The sequence below is a fragment of the Desulfosporosinus sp. BICA1-9 genome (assembly GCF_000802135.1).
The window spans coordinates 1-21,027 of record NZ_JUEE01000070.1; the positions used below are offsets into that span (position 1 = coordinate 1).

A 21,027-nucleotide genomic window follows, 5' to 3' on the forward strand; every position below is an offset into this window, starting at 1 on the left:
GTTTCATCATCCACTAAAGCTACTTCCATGCCAATTTTAAGGGTTTCAGCTTGTTCAGGAGTAACGGATAATGTAATCGGGAGAGGCCATGCTAAACCATTGGTCAAGTGTTTTGTTTCTACAACACTCTCATAATTAGCTTTGTCCATGAACCCTGTCAATGGGCTGAATGCACCCATCCCAATCATTAATAGGTCAGAAGTTTCTCTGGAAGTCATGCGAATCACAGGCAATGTTTTAGCTTTTGCTAAAGCATCTGCTCTTTGTGACTCAGGGAGTAATACCGGTGTTAACTTTCCACCATGCGGTGGTACTAGTTTCGACATCGTCTTATCCTCCTTCAATTAATTTAATAATGATTGCGAGTCTACTACAGAAACTGGTGTTTATCCTGCTCACTACCAACAATAATTTGCTGGACGATACACTGCATAAACATTGTTTCTGGCATCCCCCCTTTCACTAAATCTTGACCCTTTTTTCACCATATCAGTTATCAGTTAGCTAACCCCAGATCTATAAGCCATAATTATCCCTATCACTTGTAGCATGAGGTTAGCTGAACATCCGATACTTATTCACTACCTATTAACGAGGCAGTATATATGGTCTTATCTCTATTACTTAATTGATTCACAAAGGAATTCGGACATTTCCATGACTTTTAATACATCACCTTTTTCTAAGCCAGCACAAGCGTCATCAAGCATCGTAATGCAGTAAGGGCATGCTGTGACTATAACATCCGCATTTTGTTTCACGGCGTCATTGATTCGTAATTCGCCGAAGCGCTCCCCAAAGGGTACTTCTGCCCAAATCCGTCCGCCTCCACCTGAACAGCAAAGGCTCTTATTCTTAGCTCGATCCAACTCGACAAATTCTACACCAGGAACTGCTTGGAGAAGTTCTCTTGGAGCATCATAGACCAAATTGTGTCGTCCTAAGTAACAAGGATCATGGAATGTGATCTTTTTAGCTTGTTCTCCAGGTAAAGAAAGTTTGCCGTCTTTCAAAAGATTACTCAGAAGTTCCGAATAATGCATAACTTCATACTCTCCGCCCAGTTCGGGGTAGTCCGTTTTGAAAGCATACAGGCAATGAGGAGAGGTTGTAATGATTTTCTTGACGCCTTTTCCGTTGAACAGCTTAATATTTGATTCGGCCAGTTTAGTGAAGAGATCCTCATCCCCGATTTTACGGATGGTCTCACCACAGCAATTCTCTTCAGCCGTTAGCACTCCAAAACTTACTCCAGCTTGTTGCAAGAGTTTGACGACGCTCTTGGCAATCTTTTGACTGCGTGTGTCATAACACGAAGTACAGCAAACATAGAGCAGATATTCCATGTCTTCTGTATAGGCTGGGACATTCAAGCCTTCCAGCCAGTCCGCTCTCTTTTCTTGCGGTCCAGTCCATGGGTTACCATTAGCGTGAAGACTTCCTGCAACAGGCCGTAAATGCCCAGGCAAGATGCCAGCTCCAACTATGGTATTACGCATGGAACGCACGTTTTTGATGATTTCAACGCTCCGCGGACAGTTTGACTGACACATGCCACAGGTAACACAGGCAAAAAGAACTTCTTCATCATCGAAACCTTCTAAACCTAGCTGGCCTTGACGTTGCATTTTACGAATGTTAAATGCTTCGCTAAGCTCGCCAGGAACCTGTCGGTAAGGACATAGATTGGTGCAGAGACCGCACTGCATACACCAGTTAAGCGTTTCGGCTCCTGAAGAAATAATATACTCTCTCATCTCCAGAGATATTTCTTTTATTTCATCCATAATGCTGCTCCTTTGCTATCTAATGGGGGGATGTGACCCCTACTTAGAATCCTTTATAGGGGTTGGGGCCCAGTTCATTTAGTTTCTCGGCAAAGTCATCTAACATAGCAGGTAATTTGTCGTAATCCGTTATAGAGACTTGATCCATTCGCACTCGGGCAGAGTCGAGATCCAGTCTGTTTAAGGTTTCCGACACTTTTGATAACCTGATTTCGGCTAACTCACTTCCTTTAATGAAGTGGCACTGATAATCATCGCCATGCTTGCAGCCTAGAAGGAAAATTCCATCAATTCCCTGTGACATCGAATCGGCAATCCAAACTAAGCTCAAGGAGCCTAAGCATCTTAGTGGGATAACGCGAACCCAAGCATTATATTTGAGCCGATTAATACCTGCCATATCCAAGGCTGGGTAAGCATCATTTTCACAAGCAAAGATAAGAATTCTTGGTTTTTCTTCATCCTCATCAGGTACTTCAATCGATTTGAGGACGTTACCAATCATAGGTACTGAGTAATTCTTAAAGGAGATAATCCGTTCTGGACAAGCGCCCATGCAGATTCCGCAACGCCGACAACGCGTAGGATTTGGCAACGGATTGAATTTCTCATCTTCGTTGATAGCACCGAAAGGACATTCTACTGTACAGCGTTTGCATTGGGTGCATCTTGACATTGCAAAATCCGGGAAAGACATATCCCCTACACGAGGGTGTACAGCCACACCTTGGGCGCTTGATTCCATACATTGAATAGCCTTTAACGCTGCTCCAGTAGCATCTTCAATCGTAGATAACTCATCCATCGGAGCTCGAACGCTACCAGCAGCATAAATCCCTGTCCGGCGGGTTTCATAAGGGAAGCAGATAAAATGGGAATCTGCATAACCGTATTTTAAGGTAGGCATCTCTGGTCCTTGACGATAGGCCAGATTAAGCAGATTCGACCTGAGAATAAATTCTGGCTTAGGACCATCATCCTCTTTACAGTCCTCTTCTGTATCAGCCTTGGCCGCAATATCCTCTCCAAAAGCTGTGGTAGGCACCATACCGTTTGCCAGAACCACCATGTCTACACCTTCGGTTGTGATCGTTTCTCCAGATAGAACATCTGTTGCTTCGATAAGCAGATTCTTCTCGCCATCTTCGGTGATACCATTGATATCTCCTCTGACGAAAATACCTCCATCTTTTTGCACTTGTTGATACAGGCGTTCATACTGACCTGATGCTCGCATGTCTTTGTAGAAAATGAAGACATTGGCTTCCGGATTTTGTTCCTTTAGGTAAGTCGCTTGTTTCAAAGACTCCACACAACATGTTGCAGAGCAGTAAGGCAAGTGTTCCTGATCGCGAGATCCTGCGCATTGGATAAAGGCAATACTCTGCACTTCTTTGCCGTCAGGGCGTACAATTTTACCCTCGGAAGCTAATTCTTCCATTTTTTGACTAGTAATTACGTTTTCATATTTACCATAACCAAGATAGTCTAACTTAGTAGGATCATAGGGCACGGCACCTGTAGCAAGAACAACCGAACCGACTCTTTCCTTAACAGTAGTACCATTTTGGTTAATGGAAGCATCGAACATGCCAGGTGCACCAGCGATTTCTAAGATTTCAGCTCCAGTGTATACTGTAACATCAGGGTTGGCTTCAACTTGATTAACCAACTCTGCGATATCAACCGCTTCAGGTGTTGTAAAAGGCGCCTTCCGTGGAGCTTGTTTAAATAAGCCATTCATCCATCCACCAAGCACTGGGCTTTTCTCAACTAAAACAGCTTTGTACCCTGCTTTGGCAGCTTCTAACGCCGCTGTCATACCTGTCAAGCCTCCGCCTACTACTAGGAGGGTTTTGACCATATTTTCGCCTTGGTAAGGTACCGGCAGATCGATATGCTTCACCTTAGCAAGACCCATTCTTATATAATCCTCTGCCATCATCTGGGTATCTTCATCGTTGGCAGGTTGGCTCCAGATGACCTGTTCTCTAAGGTTTACCCTCTCCATAATACAGGAAGAGTCAAATTCAAAAACATCATAATTGACACGTGGGGAGCAAGCAGCTATAAGAAGTGTATTAACACCCTCACTCTCAATGTCATTCTTGATTAGCGCAACCCCTTCCGGTCCACAGAGAAAAGGGTGTGTTTTACATACCGGAACCTTGCCCTCCTTGGTGGCAACCTTGGACAGGCTCTCTATTTTTAGAGATTCTCCGATACTACAGCCAGTACAGATATAAACACCTGTTTTTTTATCCATTGGGCTACCTCCTCACCGTAGATTGAATGGCTTTAAGCGCTGCAGAAGTAGAATCTTTAACCGATGAGGAAACATCCAACGGCTTCTTGACACATCCTGCGCCATAAATTCCAAGTTTGGAAAGAATAAATCCATCCTCATCACAGGCTATTGCCTCAGGTACATTCGAAGTAGCTGGTACCATTCCTGTCGCCAATACAACCATGTCAACGGTTTCCTTCATAATTTCGCCGGTCAACTGATTCTCTACTTGAACGATTAAATCTTTGCTTAGCGGATCCTCCGAGATCTCGCCAACTTTTCCTTTAATCATGGTAATATCATCTTGCACTTTGGTATAAAAATCTTCATGTTTACCCATCGCCCTGACATCTATATAAAACATATAAACCTTAGAATCTGGATTCATTGCTTTGACGTAGGTGGCTTGTTTGAGTGAAGCCATACAGCAAACTCCAGAACAATAGGGCAGATGATTTTCATCACGGGAACCAGCGCACTGGACAAAAGCAACAGTTTTAACCTCTTTACCGTCCGACGGGCGAACAATTTTGCCAGCCGTTGGGCCGTTAGAGGCTGCTAATCTCTCCATAATTACATTAGTAATAACATTTTGATGCTGTCCATAACCATAGTAGTCAACTTTCTTGGCATCATAAGGCTCCCAGCCTGTAGCCCAGACAATTGCACCTACATTCAAATTAAAACTTTTAGGTGCCATGTCCAACTCAATGGCATCATATTGGCAGGCGGTTACACACTTTGCGCATTCCGCTCCCAGACAAGCTTTTTCATCAATTACATACTTCATTGGGAAAGCAAACTCATGTGCTTTATAAATCGCCTTAGTTTTATCCAATCCGTAATTAAACTCATTTGCTCTCTCAACTGGACATACTTCCGAGCACTTCCCACAAGCCGTACAACTCTGTTTTACATAACGCGGATTTGATTTAACGGTTACTGTATAATCACCTTCTACACCGTCAATCTTTTCGATTTCAGCTAAAGTAAAGAATTTGATTCGGGGATTTTGCTTAATCCGTTTAAAGTTAATCTCCAACCCGCAGTTCGGGGGGCACAATTTAGGAAAATACTGGTTCATCTGGGCTACTCTGCCACCTAGGTAGGATTTTTGTTCGATCAGATAGACCTCGCTTCCTGCTTCGGAAGCTTCAATAGCGGCTGTAAGTCCGCTGACTCCCCCTCCGACTACTAAAATACTCTTATGCGCCATCCTTCTACCTCCCTTATATGTCAATAAACTCTCGGTGTTTGCCGAGGCAGTTGGTACAAGGATTTCCTTGATCCAACCTTATAGCATTCCTCCTACTGTTTTTATAGAAGGATAATTGCTTTCGTAGTATTGTAAGGAAATGGACTGATAAGCGAATATGATTTCTTTCACATATTCAATCAAAAAAATAAAGTAACTTTAGAATGTATCGAATCGAGATTAATTTTATATATTTTACGAAACGTAACTATTTGCACAAAGTATTCCGACAATCTTCTTAAAATTAGATTAGCACTGATGGCATATTAAGTCAATATGCCATCATTAGCATATCCTATGGCTAATTCCATCAAAAGTCCGTTCCGTATCTCTTGAAAACTGCTAAATTTAAGCTTGTCCCTTTGATCATGTCCTAGTTAATATAGCGGGATTTAGTTTGGAATTGTGTATAACCTATGGTTAGCCTATATCTCCACCTCAACTACCGCAAAATGGGTAAGACAACATTTATTACAAAGTCCAGTAGTTTAAATGAATTTAGTGGTGTTCTTCAAAATGTCCGCTATCTGACCATAGTAATTCTGAATAGAGTATACATAATTCAGCGAAAGGCATTTGAAAGAGTCAAGACCGACACTTCAACATGGTTCGTCTCAAATGCTAAAGTTTTTCTCTTTGCAAATACATTTTATACAATACTTGAGTTCCACTGTCTTCTTCCCCTAGTTCCGCTAATTGTTCGTACATTGACTTAGCCAGTTCCAAACCCGGGGTGATCAAACCCATTTTTCGAGCAGATTCTAGAGCAATCGTCATATCCTTAATAAAATGTTTAACATAGAAACCCGGCGCGAAATTGTTTGCTAGCATTCGTGGAGCCAGATTAGTTAATGAAAAGCTCCCAGCAGCTCCCGATTCAATACTTTTTAAAACTATTTCTGGATCTAAACCAGACTTTTGAGCATAAGCCATCGCTTCACAAACCCCAATCATATTGGAAGCAATTGTAATTTGATTACACATTTTGGTATGTTGCCCAGATCCGGCTTTTCCTTGCAGAATAATATTTTTGCCCACAATTTTGAAAATAGGTACTATAGCATTATAGGCTTCTTCATCCCCGCCCACCATAATCGCTAAACGTGCTTCTTTGGCACCAATGTCTCCACCAGATACAGGAGCATCTAATGCGTACAGTCCCTTGGCTTTAGCCTCTTCATAAATTTTATTAGCTAACTCAGGATCTGAGGTGGTCATATCCACTAAATAAGTTCCACTTTTGGCATGATTAATTATGCCGTTAACTCCTAGATATACTTCTTCAACATCTTTAGGATAACCTACCATAGAGATGATCACGTTACTCTGGGCCGCCAAATCGGCAACGGTATCTTGCCATATAGCTCCCCTCTGGATTAATTCTTCTGCACTTGCTTTTGTGCGGTTATAAACAACCACTTGATAACCAGCCTTTAAGAGATGACCAACCATACTTTTACCCATAACTCCTGTACCAATAAAACCAATAACCGTATTTGCTAACGTTAATGTCATATGTTCTACCCCCCGTTTGACTCCTATTTCCTAATTATAGCCAATTTCAAGACAATAATCACTCATGAATAAAGGACAGGCAGAATTTAATCCTACCTATCCTTTGATTTTACAATCAGAAAGTATAAACTTACGTTATATACTTTCTAAGCATAAGTGCAACTAAGGCTGCCGCCTTCGCCTGCGGCTGACAGAATGACTAATACGTGCGAAGACAGTGTCTTCGGGCGCCAGCCAAGTTTTCTTTACCACGACACAATTTATAGATCTGCTTTCCAGAGCCCATGTATATTGCAATATTCTCTAACCTCTACGACATCATCAGATTTAGCGAGTTTAAAAATAGCTTCAGGCGCCTGGTTGGGTGCGAGTTCAGCTCTGAGTACCTGATCCTTAGTTAGGACTTCGATAAAGCGAATAAAATGTTTCTCTTCCATTGGATGTGCTACACTACCGACCTTAACTTTAATTCCTTCGCTGACTATCTCAATAACAGGAACATGTTTTTCTAGACTAGCATCTTTAGTCCCTGCTTCAAGTTTATCCATCGGTTTATTACAGCAGACTAAAGCAGTCGCCCCCGTATGAACAACTTCAACAACATTGCCACAAATACTACAAACATAAAGCTCTCTAAGGTTTGTCATTAACCATGCCTCCATTTCGATTTTTTTACCTATTCTAGTATTCTCCAGAAATTATAAATTTCCTCCTTATAAATATTCTTTTTTTGTAATCAAAACTATAAACGCAGATCCTTGTGTTCATCATATTCCTGAACTGGAATATGACTATAGGGCCATTTTACTAAAGAACTATGGACTTGGCAGCACAATTGACTGAATATTATAATTAAACGCTATACTATAGCCAATATTTTTACTATAATACTATAAAAAGGGTTCAATTTTGACGCAGGCTAACTAAACGTTACTCGCACTAATTAATAAGGAGGGCAAGTAAATGGACAAAGCCGCGACCACCGAAACACATGTTCCCTGGACAACACACTATGATCCTGAGGTACCCATCACACTCCAGTATCCTGAGGTCACTCTGGATGAATTATTCCGCCGGAGTGTTGAGAAACATCCCAAGGCAAACGCCTTAATTTTTTTCGGGAAGGTGATTCGTTACGAGCAATTAGGACGCTATGTCAACCGCTTAGCTTCTGCACTGAAGGAAATTGGAATTAATCAAGGAGACCGGATTGCCCTTTTGTTGCCAAACTGTCCCCAATATGTCATTAGTTATTATGCCATCTTAAGTATTGGGGCCGTAGTCGTTCCGGTCAATCCTCTGAGCACTGAGCCAGAACTCCTACATATTTTTCGAGATGGCAAGATCCGTTCTGCTATTTGTCTCGATCTCTTAGCTGGTAGGTTGGAAAACGTCCGGGAAGCTTGCCATAACTCGGGCGAACAACATCTTCTCGAACATACTTTTTACACCTCTCTTAATGAATTCATGCCTTATCCCATTAAGTCCCTTTACCCATTTACACGCAAGTTATCGCCTGAAGCTAAGTCTCGCTTACCAAGCCGCATTTGGTTAAAAACCTTATTGGATCGCGAACCAAAACCTTATGTAACAAGGGAATTTGACCTTTTCCGAGATGAAGCCTTACTGATCTATACTGGAGGGACAACTGGCAAACCTAAAGGGGTCATGCTTTCTCACTCTGCCCTAGTCGCCAATGCTACCCAAGGAGCCGCTTGGGTACAAATGAGCGAAAATGATCGTTTACTTGCCGTCCTGCCAATCTTTCATGGCTTCGGCATGTCAGTCTGTATGAATGCACCCTTGATTTCTGGTGCTTCCTGCGTTCTTATTCCACGCTTTAATGTGGATGACATTCTCAAAGGAATACACCGCTATCAAGCGACCCTCTTCGCAGGAGTGCCCACGATGTATATTGGCATCATTAACCACCCACGTTTGTCACGCTTTAATCTCTCTTCTCTGCGCGGTTGTTTTGTTGGCGCGGCTCCATTAGCTCCAGAAGTTAAGCGGCAGTTTGAAGAACTAACCGACAGCAAACTCATGGAAGGTTATGGCCTTACAGAAGCAGTTACTGCGCTCTGTGCAAATCCCTATCGGGGCATCAACAAAACCGGCAGTATTGGTATGCCTTTTTCGGATGTCAGGATGGCGATTAGAGATATTGAAACCGGAGAGATCGACCTTCCACCCCAAGAATTTGGAGAAATTGTTCTGACGGGTCCCGAAATTATGCTTGGGTACTACAACCGCCCCGAAGAAACAGCTTATGCCATAAGAAATGGTTGGCTCTACACCGGAGATCTGGGCTACATGGACGAAGACGGTTATTTCTATATTGTAGACCGTAAAAAGGATATGATTATTACCGGGGGTTTCAATGTATATCCGCGTGAAGTTGAAGATATCCTCTATCAACACCCGGCTGTAAAAGAGGCCTGTGTTATTGGAATACCAGATGGTTACAAGGGGGAAAAAGTTAAGGCGTTTATCACCTTAAGAGAAGCAGAAACAGTCGAAGAACAAGCCATAATTACCTTTTGTCGAGAGCATCTCCTACCCTATAAAGTACCCCAACAAGTTGAGATCCGCGCCGAACTTCCTATGACAGCTATTGGTAAAATCTTAAAACGCTCCCTGCGTGAGGAAGACCAAATCAGTTCAGCCAGTCCACCTCACACCGATACTCCGCAACAGTCCGAATACGTTCCTGGTCAATCCCTAAAAGGCTAAGGAGAGGAGTCCCTTAATGTCTGTAATCAATACGAACTCTGATACCAACGATTTACTTGAACTACTCCTGGAAGAATCTACGCTTAAAGGTGCGGTTCGTTTCCAACGTTATCCGGAACGAAAATTCTTCGGTTATTTTTGCTCCTATTTTCCAGAAGAACTTATCTTAGCGGCTGGTCTAGACCCTCTGCGCCTGTTTCCTGATTCCGAAAACTCAACTCCTGCTGAACTCCCAGCTTATAGCTGTTCTTTGGCAAGAGGAACACTCGACATGGAAATCCGAGAGAAATGGCAAGACCTTGTCGGAATCGGGTTTACCCATACCTGTGACACAATGCAGTGCCTAAGTGGAATCTGGGCCGCCAGCGGTCGCAGCAAGACTGTCGATCTTGTCCCACCAGTCATGTTAACGGCCCAAGGCGCCCCTCGATACTATCTTGCTGAATTGAATACTCTCTTAAAAGAACTAACGAACATAACTCAGCAAGAGATCAATCAGCAAGCCATTCAGGACGCCTTGAGGTTATGTGCTCAGACCCGTAAATTAGTGACTGAACTTGATGCCCTTAGGCCCGGCCTCCCTTCCCCCCTAGTGTTTTCTATACTCAGAGCAGGACAGCTTATGCCGCGTTCAGATTACGCTAAAGCCCTTGAGCTATGCCTCCCAACCTTAAAAGAAATGGCTGCAGTACCTCACCAGCGGGCGAAAGTCCTGATTAGCAGCGCAGTGTTAGAAAATGATAGCCTTTTCACAATGATTGAAGATTTGGGAGGGAGAGTCGTTGCGGATGATACCTGTACTGGTTATCGCCATTATTCTGGCCACACCCTAACCGAATCCGATAACCCGCTTGCCGATATAGTAAAGCGTTACTCTGAAATGCCCCCCTGTCCGTGTAAACACCGCAGTCTAAATGAACGAATCGCCTATCTAACTGAACTTGCTAAGCAACGGCAAGCCCAAGGTGCGATTATCATTATTCGAAAATACTGCGACCCCCATGCTTGGGATGCCGTAACTTTGGCCGAGAATTTCCGCAATAGCGGGATTCGCACTCTAACGCTGGAACTGGAAGGGGCTAATGTGGGGGGACAGGAAAGAACAAGGCTCCAGGCCTTTTTAGAAAGCATCATTGAAGACCCTGGATTGAGAAAGGAGGGTTGATCATGGTGAAACAACGAAATTATCGTCCACTGGTTAGCACTAAAGCTCTGCAAAAAACCATGGGACGATACTATGCCTTAACTAATTACCATCGCTACTGGGGCAAACCCTTGCATCGCCCCTTGGCGTGGGTCACTAGTGGTGCCCCTGTCGAACTCCTGCGCGCTTTTAAAATTCACTCAGCTTACCCAGAGCAATATGCAGCTATTTACAGTGCTCGCCAAGCAACCGTGAGTTTATGTGAAGTCGCTGAAACAGCGGGTTATTCCCAAGACCTCTGTTCTTACGCCCGTTCAAATATTGGAGGAGTTCTTAGACCAGACCTCGCCCCTTTGGGAGGGATGCCTAAGCCCGACCTCTTGGTAGCCTGTAATAACATCTGTGGAACCGTACTCAAGTGGTATGAAGTTTTAGCACGTCATTTTAATGTTCCATTACTAGTTCTTGATACCCCGTATCTGACGGGAGAATTGACACCACAGGCTAAAGACTATGTCTTGGAGCAACTAAACTCTATGGCTTTAGAACTGGAAAAAATAACGGGTCGAAAATTAAATCAGAAAAGCCTTGCCAAGCAGATGCGCCTGAGTGCCGAAATTACCTCACTCTGGAAAGAAACTAGACAGTACTGCCAAGTCAGTCCCTCTCCTCTTAATGCACCCGATCTCTTTATCCACATGGCACCGATCGTTGTGCTGAGAGGATCACAAGCAGGAATTGACTATTACCGCAAGCTGAAAGCAGAAGTCAAGGAACGAGTCAACCTCTCCCAGGGTGCTATCAACGATGAACGCATTCGCTTAGTCTGGGACAACATCGCAATTTGGCCTCAATTATTTACCTTCTACAAACTATTTGCTGAAAAAGGGGCATGTTTCGTTACGGACACCTATAGTGGAGGATGGGCGACCGACCACGCTCCGGGTACTCCCATGGAAAGCTTAGCGGCAACCTACACTGAGGTTTTTCTCAATCGTTCCCCCGAGTACAGAGCCAATCAATTGATTAGCTTAATCAGGGACTACAAGGCAAATGGTTTCGTCATGCATTCCAATCGTTCCTGTAAACCCTATTCATTGGTTCAAGAAGTGATCCGTAGAAAAGTGATGCGTGAAACTGGAGTTCCCGGGCTAATGATCGAAGCAGACATGGCCGACCCAAGAGCATATGCTGAAGAGCCTGTCCGCAATCGAGTTCAGGCTTTCCTGGAAACCTTTGATGAGCTTACATGAGCCGCAGGCCGTCGCCTTAGTGGCACTTAGTATTCACCTGGAAATTAGACTAGTACAAAAAAATGGTCCGAGATTCTCGGCCAGGCATCAAACTTTATGCTTTATGCTTTGTGCTTGGAACTTCACATCTCGAACTTACGCAGTGAATTAGGAGGAATATTATGCAGCAGTATTTTGTAGGCGTAGATATTGGCTCATTAACCGTTAAAGTAGTCCTCCTTAATAGTCATCAGGAAATTATCGGACAGGCCAAAACCAGAGCCGGCTATAGTGGGCGAGACGTAGCCACCCGTCTCAAAGAACAACTTCTTTGTGAATCTGATTTGAATGAACAATCAGTCATAGCCACAGTCGCAACGGGTTATGGGCGGGTTACCTTTCCCGCAGATCGAGAAGTATCAGAAATTACTTGTCAAGCCAAAGGGATCCACCATCTATTTCCTAGTGCGCGCACCGTTATCGACATAGGCGGCCAAGATAGCAAAGTCATAAAATTACTCTCTAATGGTAAGGTTGCAGACTTTGCCATGAATGATAAATGTGCAGCCGGCACGGGTCGATTTTTAGAAGTCATGGCCTCAGCCCTCGAAGTAGAATGGCAGGAAATTGGAGAAATAGTCTCTTCCTCAAAAAACCCAACCCAAATCTCCTCCTTTTGCACGGTCTTTGCCGAATCTGAAGTTATTTCCCAGGTTTCTGCAGGAGCACCTAAATCGGACATTCTCGCTGGTGTCTGCGATTCTGTAGCCAGCCGAGTAGCTTCAATGACTCGACGAACCGGATTGGAGCCCGATATTGTATTCACTGGAGGAGTAGCCCATAACCAAGGTGTTGTTCATGCCCTGGCCAAGCAGCTAGGTTATCCCCTGCTTGTATCCCGGGAACCGGTCATTACTGCCGCTTTGGGTGCAGCATTACTTGCTTGGGAGCTCCATAAAGTTAAATAATAAAGTGTAATAAAATCAAGTCAAATGATCGAGGTTTACATTCAGTGGTGCCGCTTAGCGGCATGGGAGTCTGACTATATAATGAAAGTACAGGCAAAGCCGGAGTTCATTGAACTTCGGCTTCGCTTGTTATCTATTCAGCTTTAAGAGCTATGTTCTCTTTCTTAAGAACAAAACGGGCATCTTTTTTGAGGATTGATCCGCTCGCTATAAGAGCGGTGAAAACAAACGTGCACTTGATTCTTTAATACGGTCGGACAAGGGACGCAATTTGTACTCTTCCAACACAAGTTCTTTGCTGTCGGCAAGGTCCTGATGAAAGTCTTGTTCCAGACGATGGGCAAAAGCGCATTCATAAATGAAGGCACTAATTTCAAAATTCAAACTAAAACTGCGGATATCAAAATTAGTCGACCCTACCACTCCGATTTCGCTATCGAGAATCAGTACTTTGGCATGGAGAACCCCCTTAGTATAACGATAAATTCTCACGCCTGATTCTAATAATTCTTCAATATAGGAATGCGAGGCCCAATAGGTGAGCTTGTGATCCGGGACTCCCTGGAGAATAATTCTGACGTCTAAACCACTGAGGGCAGCAGTTTTAAGGGCCATAACTGACCCTTCATCCGGAATAAAATAAGGAGTTTCGATATAAATTGTCTTTTCCGCACTCGTCAAGGCCACAAAGAAGATTTGTAACATAGATCCCCAATCCGAATCGGGACCAGTAGCCGCAATTTGCGTGAGTTGACTTCCCAACTGCAAGGGTTGCGGATAGTACCGCGGGCCATTAATATCCTCATGAGTCACGACATTCCAATCATTCAAAAAAACCGTTTGCAGAAAATTAACCGAATCTCCTTCCAGCTTAAGGAAAGTATCTCGCCAAAATCCGATTTTCTTATTACGTGATAAATATTCATCCCCGACATTTAATCCTCCGAGAAAGCCTAGCCGACCATCGACCACAACGATTTTACGATGATTGCGCAGGTTAAGCCTTTTTGATAAGAACGGAAAGCGGACAGGATAGAACCCCGCAGTCTCAACCCCTGCTTTCCTCAACTCTCCAAACCGTTTCTCTAAGGACCGATTTCCCAATCCATCCACTAGAACACGTACCTTAACCCCCTCAGATGCTTTACGCATCAAAAGGTTAAGGATATCCCTACCAATCGCATCATTATGAAAAATATAATATTCCAAGTGAATGTGATACCTAGCTTCTTCTATTGCCGAGAATAGTGCCCTAAATGTCTTCTTGCCGTTGGTGAGCACTTCGGAACGATTATTGAGGGTTAGGGGCGCATTGGCATCATTAAGCAAGAGTCGGGCCAGCTTCTTGTTCATGGGGCTGTCTCCCGCTTGGTCGACATCTTCAGCGCTCGGTCTGACTTGTCTATCCATCAGAAGTTCCTCGGTTTGCTCCTGTCTCACTTGCTTATGGCGGGACAGTCGGCGTTTCCGTACAACCCGACCAAAGAGGATATAAAGTAAAGCGCCTAAAATCGGTAAGGCTCCCAGAATCAAAAGCCAGATGATTGTTTTTGTCGGGTCCCTGTTTTCTAAGAAAATTACGGAGCCTAAGAAGACAAGCTGAAGCAGGATAATTATGAAGATGATCGTAAAGAAAATAGAAATGAGTATAGCCTCCTCTAAAAAACATCCTTTACAATTCTATGCAAATCCCTCGCGGAACGACATCGATAGACTTTCGAGCAATACTTTTGATAGTCTTTCATGGCATTATCCGGCTCAGACCACGCCTGTCCCTCTAGCGGATTTAACCAAATCACTTTACGTACTTTTCCTGAGATCTGGGCAATGTACTCCGGTTGAGCAGGACGATAATTGTTTTTTCCATCTCCCAGAATGATGACAATTGCTTGAGATGACACTTCTCTAAGTATGTGTTCAGCGAGTTCCTTAAATACCTCTCCATAATCCGAAAACCCTGAACTTACCTTATGACCCCAGCTTCTTATCTCTTGTTTTACTCCGCTGAGATCATCATCCCAAACAAAATCAGTAACATTCCAGACCGAATCGATAAAAAAGAATACCCGTATCTTACGAAAACGAGCTCTTAGACAGGTTACAAGGTAAATCAAAAATTCCACAAAGGAGGCCATAGAATTCGAGACATCGCAAAGCACCACCAATTCAGGGGCACGGGGGATTTTGTGGCGGTAGCACAAATGGAAAAGTAAACCATCCCGCTGAACACTTTGCTGAATGATTCTGGCGATATCCAGCGTCCCTTTGTGATGAGATTTCCAACGATAGCCTGGTCGGATGGCTAAATTTCGAGCCCATTTTCGAATACTTGACTTCACAAGTTCTCTCTCTTCTTCAGATAACGAACTTAACGGTTTGAAGAACCAGTGCTGCCGGACAAGGGGTTCCCAACTGTTATCAAGCGTAACTTGGAGCATTAATAACCGCTGCCGAATTTCACGCAGGATAGTGGCCCGAGTGTTCTGATGGGAATACCATTCCTCCTCAGAAAGAGCACCCCGCTGATAAGCTAAATCAAAGGAATTGATCCAAGTGTAATAGTCAATATCAGCTAAAATTGCTTTAACAACCTCTTCAAATTCTAACCCACTGCCGGCTAACTCCTCGATTCGCGAAACTGAAATAAGATTAGAGATGTGTGAAAGATCCAGTATATTTCCTTGGGCAGTAAGACTGATTCCTCCAGACCCCCGTCCGACTCCTTGTCCTCCTATTCCCTGATTATCTCGCGCTTCTTCCCTGTCTTTTTTAAGGGGTTCATCCAGCGAATACTCTCGTTCGCAGGATTCCGTATTTTCTATTACAATTCTCCAGACCGTTTCAAAGATAGCAGCATCTTGAGGACGATGAATAAGCAGTGCTTTGAAAATCTGTTTGCGAGGTAAATCAGGATATTGAACCAGGCAAGTCTGGGCGTCAAGAATGTCTTGTGAGGAAATAGTTAAAGAAACTTGCCTCAGAGCGTGAACTAATCTAAGCAAAACCCAGCCATCCATAGTTTCCATCCCCTACTCGAGGTTCGAGGCACGAGGTACGTAATTCGAGTGTAGCAATTCCATTCTGTCAGTTCAATTACCCTAATTACTATAGGTGCCGGGACGCCTCAGTCTCCCACTTTTTGAGACGTTCTTCCAACTTGGCAATGTCTTTGGGATATTTAAGCAATACACTAAGTGTCCCCATTAAGGCGCCATAGCTCAATTCCTCTTTTTGAAGTGCATTCAAGGCTCGAGCAAAATCGATGGTTTCTGAAACACTGGGAAGCTTTTGTAAGGGTAACTTCCTTACCTTGGCAACAAACTCACAAACATCATTAAGTAATTGATCCGACAAGTCAGGCGCATGGGAGCTGAGAATTGAAATTTCTCGTTCTAAGCTTGGATAAGTCAGATAGATATGTATACAACGTCGTCTTAAAGCATCACTAAAGTCTCGATAGTTATTACTGGTTAAGATTACAATAGGTATGGTTTTAGATGTGATTGTTCCCAGTTCAGGAATCGAAACCTGTCTTTCTGCCAGTAGTTCTAAGAGAAAACTCTCGAACTCCTCATCACTTTTATCAAGTTCGTCAATCAATAATAACACAGGTTCCGGAGACAGGATGGCCTCTAGAAGTGGACGCGAGAGTAAAAACTCTTCGGAAAATAGATCGACTTTTATGTCATTCCAATTTTCAGTCTTGGCAAGCTGTAAGCGTAAGAGCTGTTTTGCATAATTCCAATCATACAACGCCTTACTTATATCAAGCCCTTCATAACATTGTAAACGAATCAATTTTCGTTTCTTGGCACGTGCTAATGCCAAAGCCAGCTGTGTCTTTCCGACACCAGCAGGTCCTTCAATAAGACAAGGTTTTTCTAAAGCTAACGCAAGAAATAATGTGGTCGCTGCATCTTGATCTATTAAATAGCCTTCTTCTTCAAGCTCTTGAGCTAAATCCAAGGGAGATGTCTGCATAATCTCAAATTTCCTCCACATCTTGAAATAGGGTCTCCTAACAATTTCCTTATCAATACCTTAACGTCCATCTTGCACTTTATCTTCGATCAGCGAACGAACCAAATTAAAAGAAGAAAATTCACCAAGACTAAAATAGGAAATAATCGGAGTTCGAGGAAAAATCTCCTTGACAATTGCTTTGATCTCTAGTCCCTTTTGATGAAGGTTTAGGATTTGATCCTGCAATTCTTCAAGGTACCCTAGTTTTTGCTCAACTAAACGATACCCGTGTTCAATCTCCCCCCCGTGAGCACAATAAACTGTGTCAAAACTCTCCTTCAATAGCTTGCGTAAGGATTGCATGAGGAGGGGTATGTTTTCATTACGTCGTACAACCCGCGTCTTATGGTGGAGAAAAAGATCTCCGCTAAACAACCTACCCTTCTCCCTATCCAAGAAAACGACATGATCTGTAGTATGTCCAGGAGTATGGATCACTTCAAATCGAGAATGCTCATTTTCGATAAACTCTGGCAAAGGCTCTGCTTCGAAGCCCAACCTATGCCCCCAAAAAGCTAGACGATAGATGGGTATATCTCCTTTATTACGGCAAATACCTACTGATTCAGGATGGATGAACGCAGGAACTTGGAGTTTTTTTACTAAATATGCCGTATTGCCCGTATGGTCTTCGTGAAAATGTGTATGAACTATTTTATTAGGTCGGTTTTGCAGACAAAAATTCACAATTCCCCTTTTAATCCTTTGAGGACCGCTATCGATGAGCATGCCGTCCACGATATACGCATAGACGTTGAGCGTAGTTCCTAACATGCCTACAATACTGTTAAATACCCTTACCTCTTGGGATCTATCCGTCCTAAGGTAACAGGCAGTCTGATGCATAGTCATACAAGAAAACCCCATTTCTTTGGATTTTCCTCAGTTTAATCTAATTATACTACCTATGAATGAAAGTTCAACTGTGAGATTATCCGACAAGGCGACTCACTCAGTTGTTTTCTTTATCTTTTCTTGAGCAATCCTTTTTTGGGATCGACAATTTTCCCTTGGAGCATCTCCTTAGGATTAATTTTAATTTCGAACGTGCTTTCTAGTCTTTTCAAATAGGATACTTCTTTAAGGTTGACAATGGAAATTGCAATCCCGCTTTTACCCGCCCTACCAGTTCTACCGACCCGATGCAGATAAAGTTGAGGATCCTCAGGCAGATCAAGGTTAAAAATATGCGTAATCCCTTTGATGTCTAATCCTCTGGCAGCTAGATCTGACGCTACTAGTAAACTGCTTTTACCGCTTCTAAAATCATCCATAGCTTTTTTTCGCTCAGCTTTATTAGCTCCACCGTATATCCCCTCAGCTTCCAAACCGTGGAATTTGAGATTTTCCACCATCTTTTCAATTTCTTCGCTTTTGTTAATGAAAATCAAGGCCCGGGTAGGAATAATGCTCCGAATCAGCTTCCTCAGAATTTCGATTTTATCTCTCTGTTCCCCTAAAAAGTACATATGTTCAACAGTGGGAGCAATCATAATTTTATCTGTAACACGAATGATCTCGGGAGTCTTTAATAATTCTGAAGCCCGTTGATAAGTCGTTGGAGGTAAGGTCGCCGAAAATAATATAAGTTGAGTTCGACTTAAGGTTGTCTTAATCACCGACTTGACAATCGAGGAATTATTTTCATCCAGTAAGCGATCAGCCTCATCAAGTACTATCGTCTTCACGGTTTGAGCAACAATCTTTTTCTTTTGAATTAACTCCAGGATTCTGCCACTGGAACCCACAATAATGTGTTGTTTCTGTTTAAGCTTTTCGATTTGACGCGCAATATTGACGTTTCCGATGATAGCCGTTGACGTGACAGCTAAACCAGAGTTTTTGGCTAATGTTTCTATTTCACGCTGAATTTGAATAGCTAACTCATGGGTCGGCGTGAGAATCATCGCTTGAGTTTCTTTCTTTAGAGTATCGATTTTCTGAAAAATCGGCAGAAGAAAGGCCAAGGTTTTACCGGTTCCTGTTTCTGATTGACCTAATACGTCTCTAGCAGCCAAAATTAAGGGAATTGTTTGTTCTTGGATTGCAGTCGGTTCAACAATTTCTTGTAGTTTAAGGGCCTTAACCAAAGATTCATCCAGTCCAAGCTGATTGAAGGTTGTTTTCATTGATAATCCATCCTATCTATAAATGTATGACGTTTACTTCTTTAGTTCTTAATACTAAGCTCACATACCATTATATCCTTTTTATCCGTTAATAAGAAATTTTATCCTTATATAAACATTATTCAGAGTTGATTTGGAAAATCAGCGATTATAGACATAAAAGGCCTTCTTATTACACGCGTATTTATACCCGGTATAAGTATCTGCAATATCACATAAGAGCGTTACTATAATATAATTATGCTGGATAATTGTATTATATATAAGTTTGTCCTCCATCGAAATTTGTAAGTAGCATTAATGCTTTGATTTCTAAAGTAGGGGAGGTAACTATTGTTGAATGATGAAATGTATTGTAAAACTCTCCAGCACTTTTTGGCAGTAGCACCCTTTATTGATCAATTTGTGATTGACGATATTGGGTTGTTTATCTGTGATACGGAAAAGGTTATATGGGATAGGGTTCCTAAAACGTTCAAATGGGATAAAGCATCTTACGTTGGAGAGATACCGGGTCCCGGATGGGTGTCCTATGACGCAATCCAACAACGAAAACGAGTCGTTAAAGAAGTCGGAAAAGAAGGCTTTGGTGTACCCTATATTGCAGTAGCTATACCGATTTTTGAAAATGACCATGTTGTCGGTGCAATTGCCATCCAACAGTCAGTGGACGGAAGAGAGAGACTCTATGAAATAGCCAACTCCCTGAATAAGATCATTAAAACTGTTGAAATTAATGTTCAACAAATAGCAGCCGTAGCAGAGGAACTGTCAGCGACGGGTCAACAACTAGGGATTATCTCACAGGATACTAAATCTCAAGTCGATGAAACAGATACCATTATTGGAGTTATTCGTAAAATCGCTGCCCAGACCAATTTACTTGGCCTAAACGCAGCGATCGAGGCTGCTCGAGTAGGCGTACATGGTCGAGGGTTTTCAGTAGTCGCTGATGAAGTTCGCAAACTTGCTCAAACCAGCTCTGATTCAACTAAAAATATTAAAAATACACTAGATAAGATTCAAATTGCAGTAGAACAGATCAATGCTGCAGTTAAGGAAATGGCTATAGTGTCGGATCATCAAGCAATAGCTCTGACAGAAATTACTCCTTCTGTCAACGAATTATCTGAATTATCCGATTCTATTGTTAAACTAGCCAAAGATTTGACGACAGACCATTACGTCGCAAGATAATTTAAAATCAAAGAAACCTAATCCCGCCGACCAGGCCTGTCCAAGAAACGAATACGTATTCGTTTCTTGGACAGGCCGTCTATATGAGGTTTGTCACACTCGTAAGCCTGATCGGCTAGAGTTATGCCGGTTCCACTTTTTCTTTTTGTATTGTCGGCATAAGAAAAAGGAAACAGTTAAGCCGTCTCCGTTTTTTGGCAATGTTTTTTACTCGCTAACCTTAGATGTTAAGTCTTTATAAATATCGTGTAAATAATCGTCTTGTTCATTGTTTAGCAACAGTTTTGAAGAATCATTAGTATAGTAAAGTTCTAGCATTCCCTTAAAGGAGGTATCTTCAATAACCCGTACTCCATCTAGCCTAGCAAAAAAGCCCAAATACACTTTGACGGTTAGATAGTCTAGTTTGATATCCTGAGGATTATTTGGCATGGGCGTGACTTGAGCCTGCTCTTTCTCCGGAGCGGTTTGATTCCGTTCTTTGAGAGCCTGATCCAGCTCCCGGGTGGTCATATCTTCTACATCATGCTGCAGGATAAATTTCTCCCGATCATCTTCCGGAATCCCCAGAAGGAGAAGGGCCTGGTAGTAGGTCAAATTCGTCAACGCTGACGAATTTGATCTGCCGCCGTCATCGGTGGAAGCGAACAGTTTATCTCCCTATTCTTCAAAGAGCTGCATCAGCCTGTTGGCTGTGCGCTGGGAATAGCTCACCGATATTTTCCCCATTCTCCATGCGGGAGCAAGGCCTTGGCCT

The 21,027-nt window shown here is 42.9% G+C and carries 15 protein-coding genes and 2 pseudogenes; 5 read left to right on the forward strand and 12 right to left on the reverse strand.

Features of this window, described 5'->3' with window-relative positions:
- The 6 genes and pseudogenes from sat to JL57_RS08865 form a co-directional block, all read right to left on the reverse strand.
- A pseudogene (gene sat / locus JL57_RS08840) lies at positions 1 to 326 on the reverse strand (sulfate adenylyltransferase); the annotation flags it as partial.
- 294 nt (positions 327 to 620) lie between these two features.
- Positions 621 to 1,787: a (Fe-S)-binding protein gene (locus JL57_RS08845; RefSeq protein ID WP_034141688.1), complete on the reverse strand. Its 1,167-nt coding sequence runs from the start codon at positions 1,785 to 1,787 to the stop codon at positions 621 to 623.
- A gap of 43 nt (positions 1,788 to 1,830) precedes the next feature.
- On the reverse strand, positions 1,831 to 4,053 hold the full coding sequence (locus tag JL57_RS08850; RefSeq protein WP_034141689.1) for a hydrogenase iron-sulfur subunit: 2,223 nt from the start codon (positions 4,051 to 4,053) through the stop codon (positions 1,831 to 1,833).
- A 4-nt stretch (positions 4,054 to 4,057) separates the two neighbouring features.
- The gene (locus tag JL57_RS08855; RefSeq protein WP_034141690.1) at positions 4,058 to 5,290 is read right to left on the reverse strand and encodes a CoB--CoM heterodisulfide reductase iron-sulfur subunit A family protein; all 1,233 of its coding nucleotides are present in this window, start codon (positions 5,288 to 5,290) and stop codon (positions 4,058 to 4,060) included.
- 660 nt (positions 5,291 to 5,950) lie between these two features.
- Positions 5,951 to 6,844 (reverse strand): NAD(P)-dependent oxidoreductase, encoded by an 894-nt coding sequence (locus JL57_RS08860; protein ID WP_034141691.1) that lies wholly within the window; start codon positions 6,842 to 6,844, stop codon positions 5,951 to 5,953.
- 260 nt (positions 6,845 to 7,104) lie between these two features.
- On the reverse strand, positions 7,105 to 7,491 hold the full coding sequence (locus JL57_RS08865) for a desulfoferrodoxin (RefSeq protein WP_034141692.1): 387 nt from the start codon (positions 7,489 to 7,491) through the stop codon (positions 7,105 to 7,107).
- 316 nt (positions 7,492 to 7,807) lie between these two features.
- On the opposite strand from JL57_RS08865, the gene JL57_RS08870 reads away from it, so the two are divergent.
- The 4 genes from JL57_RS08870 to JL57_RS08885 all read left to right on the forward strand — a co-directional run bounded on the left by JL57_RS08870 (position 7,808) and on the right by JL57_RS08885 (position 12,921).
- On the forward strand, positions 7,808 to 9,577 hold the full coding sequence (locus JL57_RS08870) for a long-chain fatty acid--CoA ligase (RefSeq protein ID WP_291299872.1): 1,770 nt from the start codon (positions 7,808 to 7,810) through the stop codon (positions 9,575 to 9,577).
- Between the two features lie 16 nt (positions 9,578 to 9,593).
- Entirely contained in the window at positions 9,594 to 10,742 is a 1,149-nt protein-coding gene (locus JL57_RS08875; protein WP_034141693.1) for a 2-hydroxyacyl-CoA dehydratase subunit D, read from the forward strand.
- Positions 10,743 to 10,744: 2 nt separating this feature from the next.
- Positions 10,745 to 11,974 carry a 2-hydroxyacyl-CoA dehydratase subunit D gene (locus tag JL57_RS08880; protein ID WP_034141694.1) on the forward strand — a complete coding sequence of 410 codons (1,230 nt, stop codon included), beginning with the start codon at positions 10,745 to 10,747 and terminating at the stop codon, positions 11,972 to 11,974.
- Between the two features lie 161 nt (positions 11,975 to 12,135).
- The gene (locus tag JL57_RS08885; protein ID WP_034141695.1) at positions 12,136 to 12,921 is read left to right on the forward strand and encodes an acyl-CoA dehydratase activase; all 786 of its coding nucleotides are present in this window, start codon (positions 12,136 to 12,138) and stop codon (positions 12,919 to 12,921) included.
- Positions 12,922 to 13,128: 207 nt separating this feature from the next.
- Here JL57_RS08885 and cls read toward each other — a convergent pair whose 3' ends face one another.
- From cls to JL57_RS08910, 5 genes are all read right to left on the reverse strand, one after another.
- On the reverse strand, positions 13,129 to 14,571 hold the full coding sequence (cls, locus tag JL57_RS08890; RefSeq protein ID WP_291299873.1) for a cardiolipin synthase: 1,443 nt from the start codon (positions 14,569 to 14,571) through the stop codon (positions 13,129 to 13,131).
- Between the two features lie 8 nt (positions 14,572 to 14,579).
- A complete protein-coding gene (locus JL57_RS08895) occupies positions 14,580 to 15,938 on the reverse strand; it encodes a VWA domain-containing protein (RefSeq protein ID WP_034141697.1) in 1,359 nt (452 codons plus the stop codon).
- An 88-nt stretch (positions 15,939 to 16,026) separates the two neighbouring features.
- Positions 16,027 to 16,902 carry a MoxR family ATPase gene (locus JL57_RS08900; RefSeq protein ID WP_034141702.1) on the reverse strand — a complete coding sequence of 292 codons (876 nt, stop codon included), beginning with the start codon at positions 16,900 to 16,902 and terminating at the stop codon, positions 16,027 to 16,029.
- A gap of 60 nt (positions 16,903 to 16,962) precedes the next feature.
- Entirely contained in the window at positions 16,963 to 17,796 is an 834-nt protein-coding gene (locus JL57_RS08905) for an MBL fold metallo-hydrolase (RefSeq protein ID WP_034141698.1), read from the reverse strand.
- A gap of 113 nt (positions 17,797 to 17,909) precedes the next feature.
- Positions 17,910 to 19,073, reverse strand: a complete 1,164-nt coding sequence (locus tag JL57_RS08910; RefSeq protein ID WP_034141699.1) for a DEAD/DEAH box helicase — start codon at positions 19,071 to 19,073, stop codon at positions 17,910 to 17,912.
- Between the two features lie 333 nt (positions 19,074 to 19,406).
- On the opposite strand from JL57_RS08910, the gene JL57_RS08915 reads away from it, so the two are divergent.
- Complete coding sequence (locus tag JL57_RS08915; RefSeq protein ID WP_034141700.1) at positions 19,407 to 20,270, forward strand: methyl-accepting chemotaxis protein; 864 nt, start codon at positions 19,407 to 19,409, stop codon at positions 20,268 to 20,270.
- A 384-nt stretch (positions 20,271 to 20,654) separates the two neighbouring features.
- Here JL57_RS08915 and JL57_RS08920 read toward each other — a convergent pair.
- Positions 20,655 to 21,027 (reverse strand): annotated as a pseudogene (locus JL57_RS08920) (DUF3102 domain-containing protein); the annotation flags it as partial.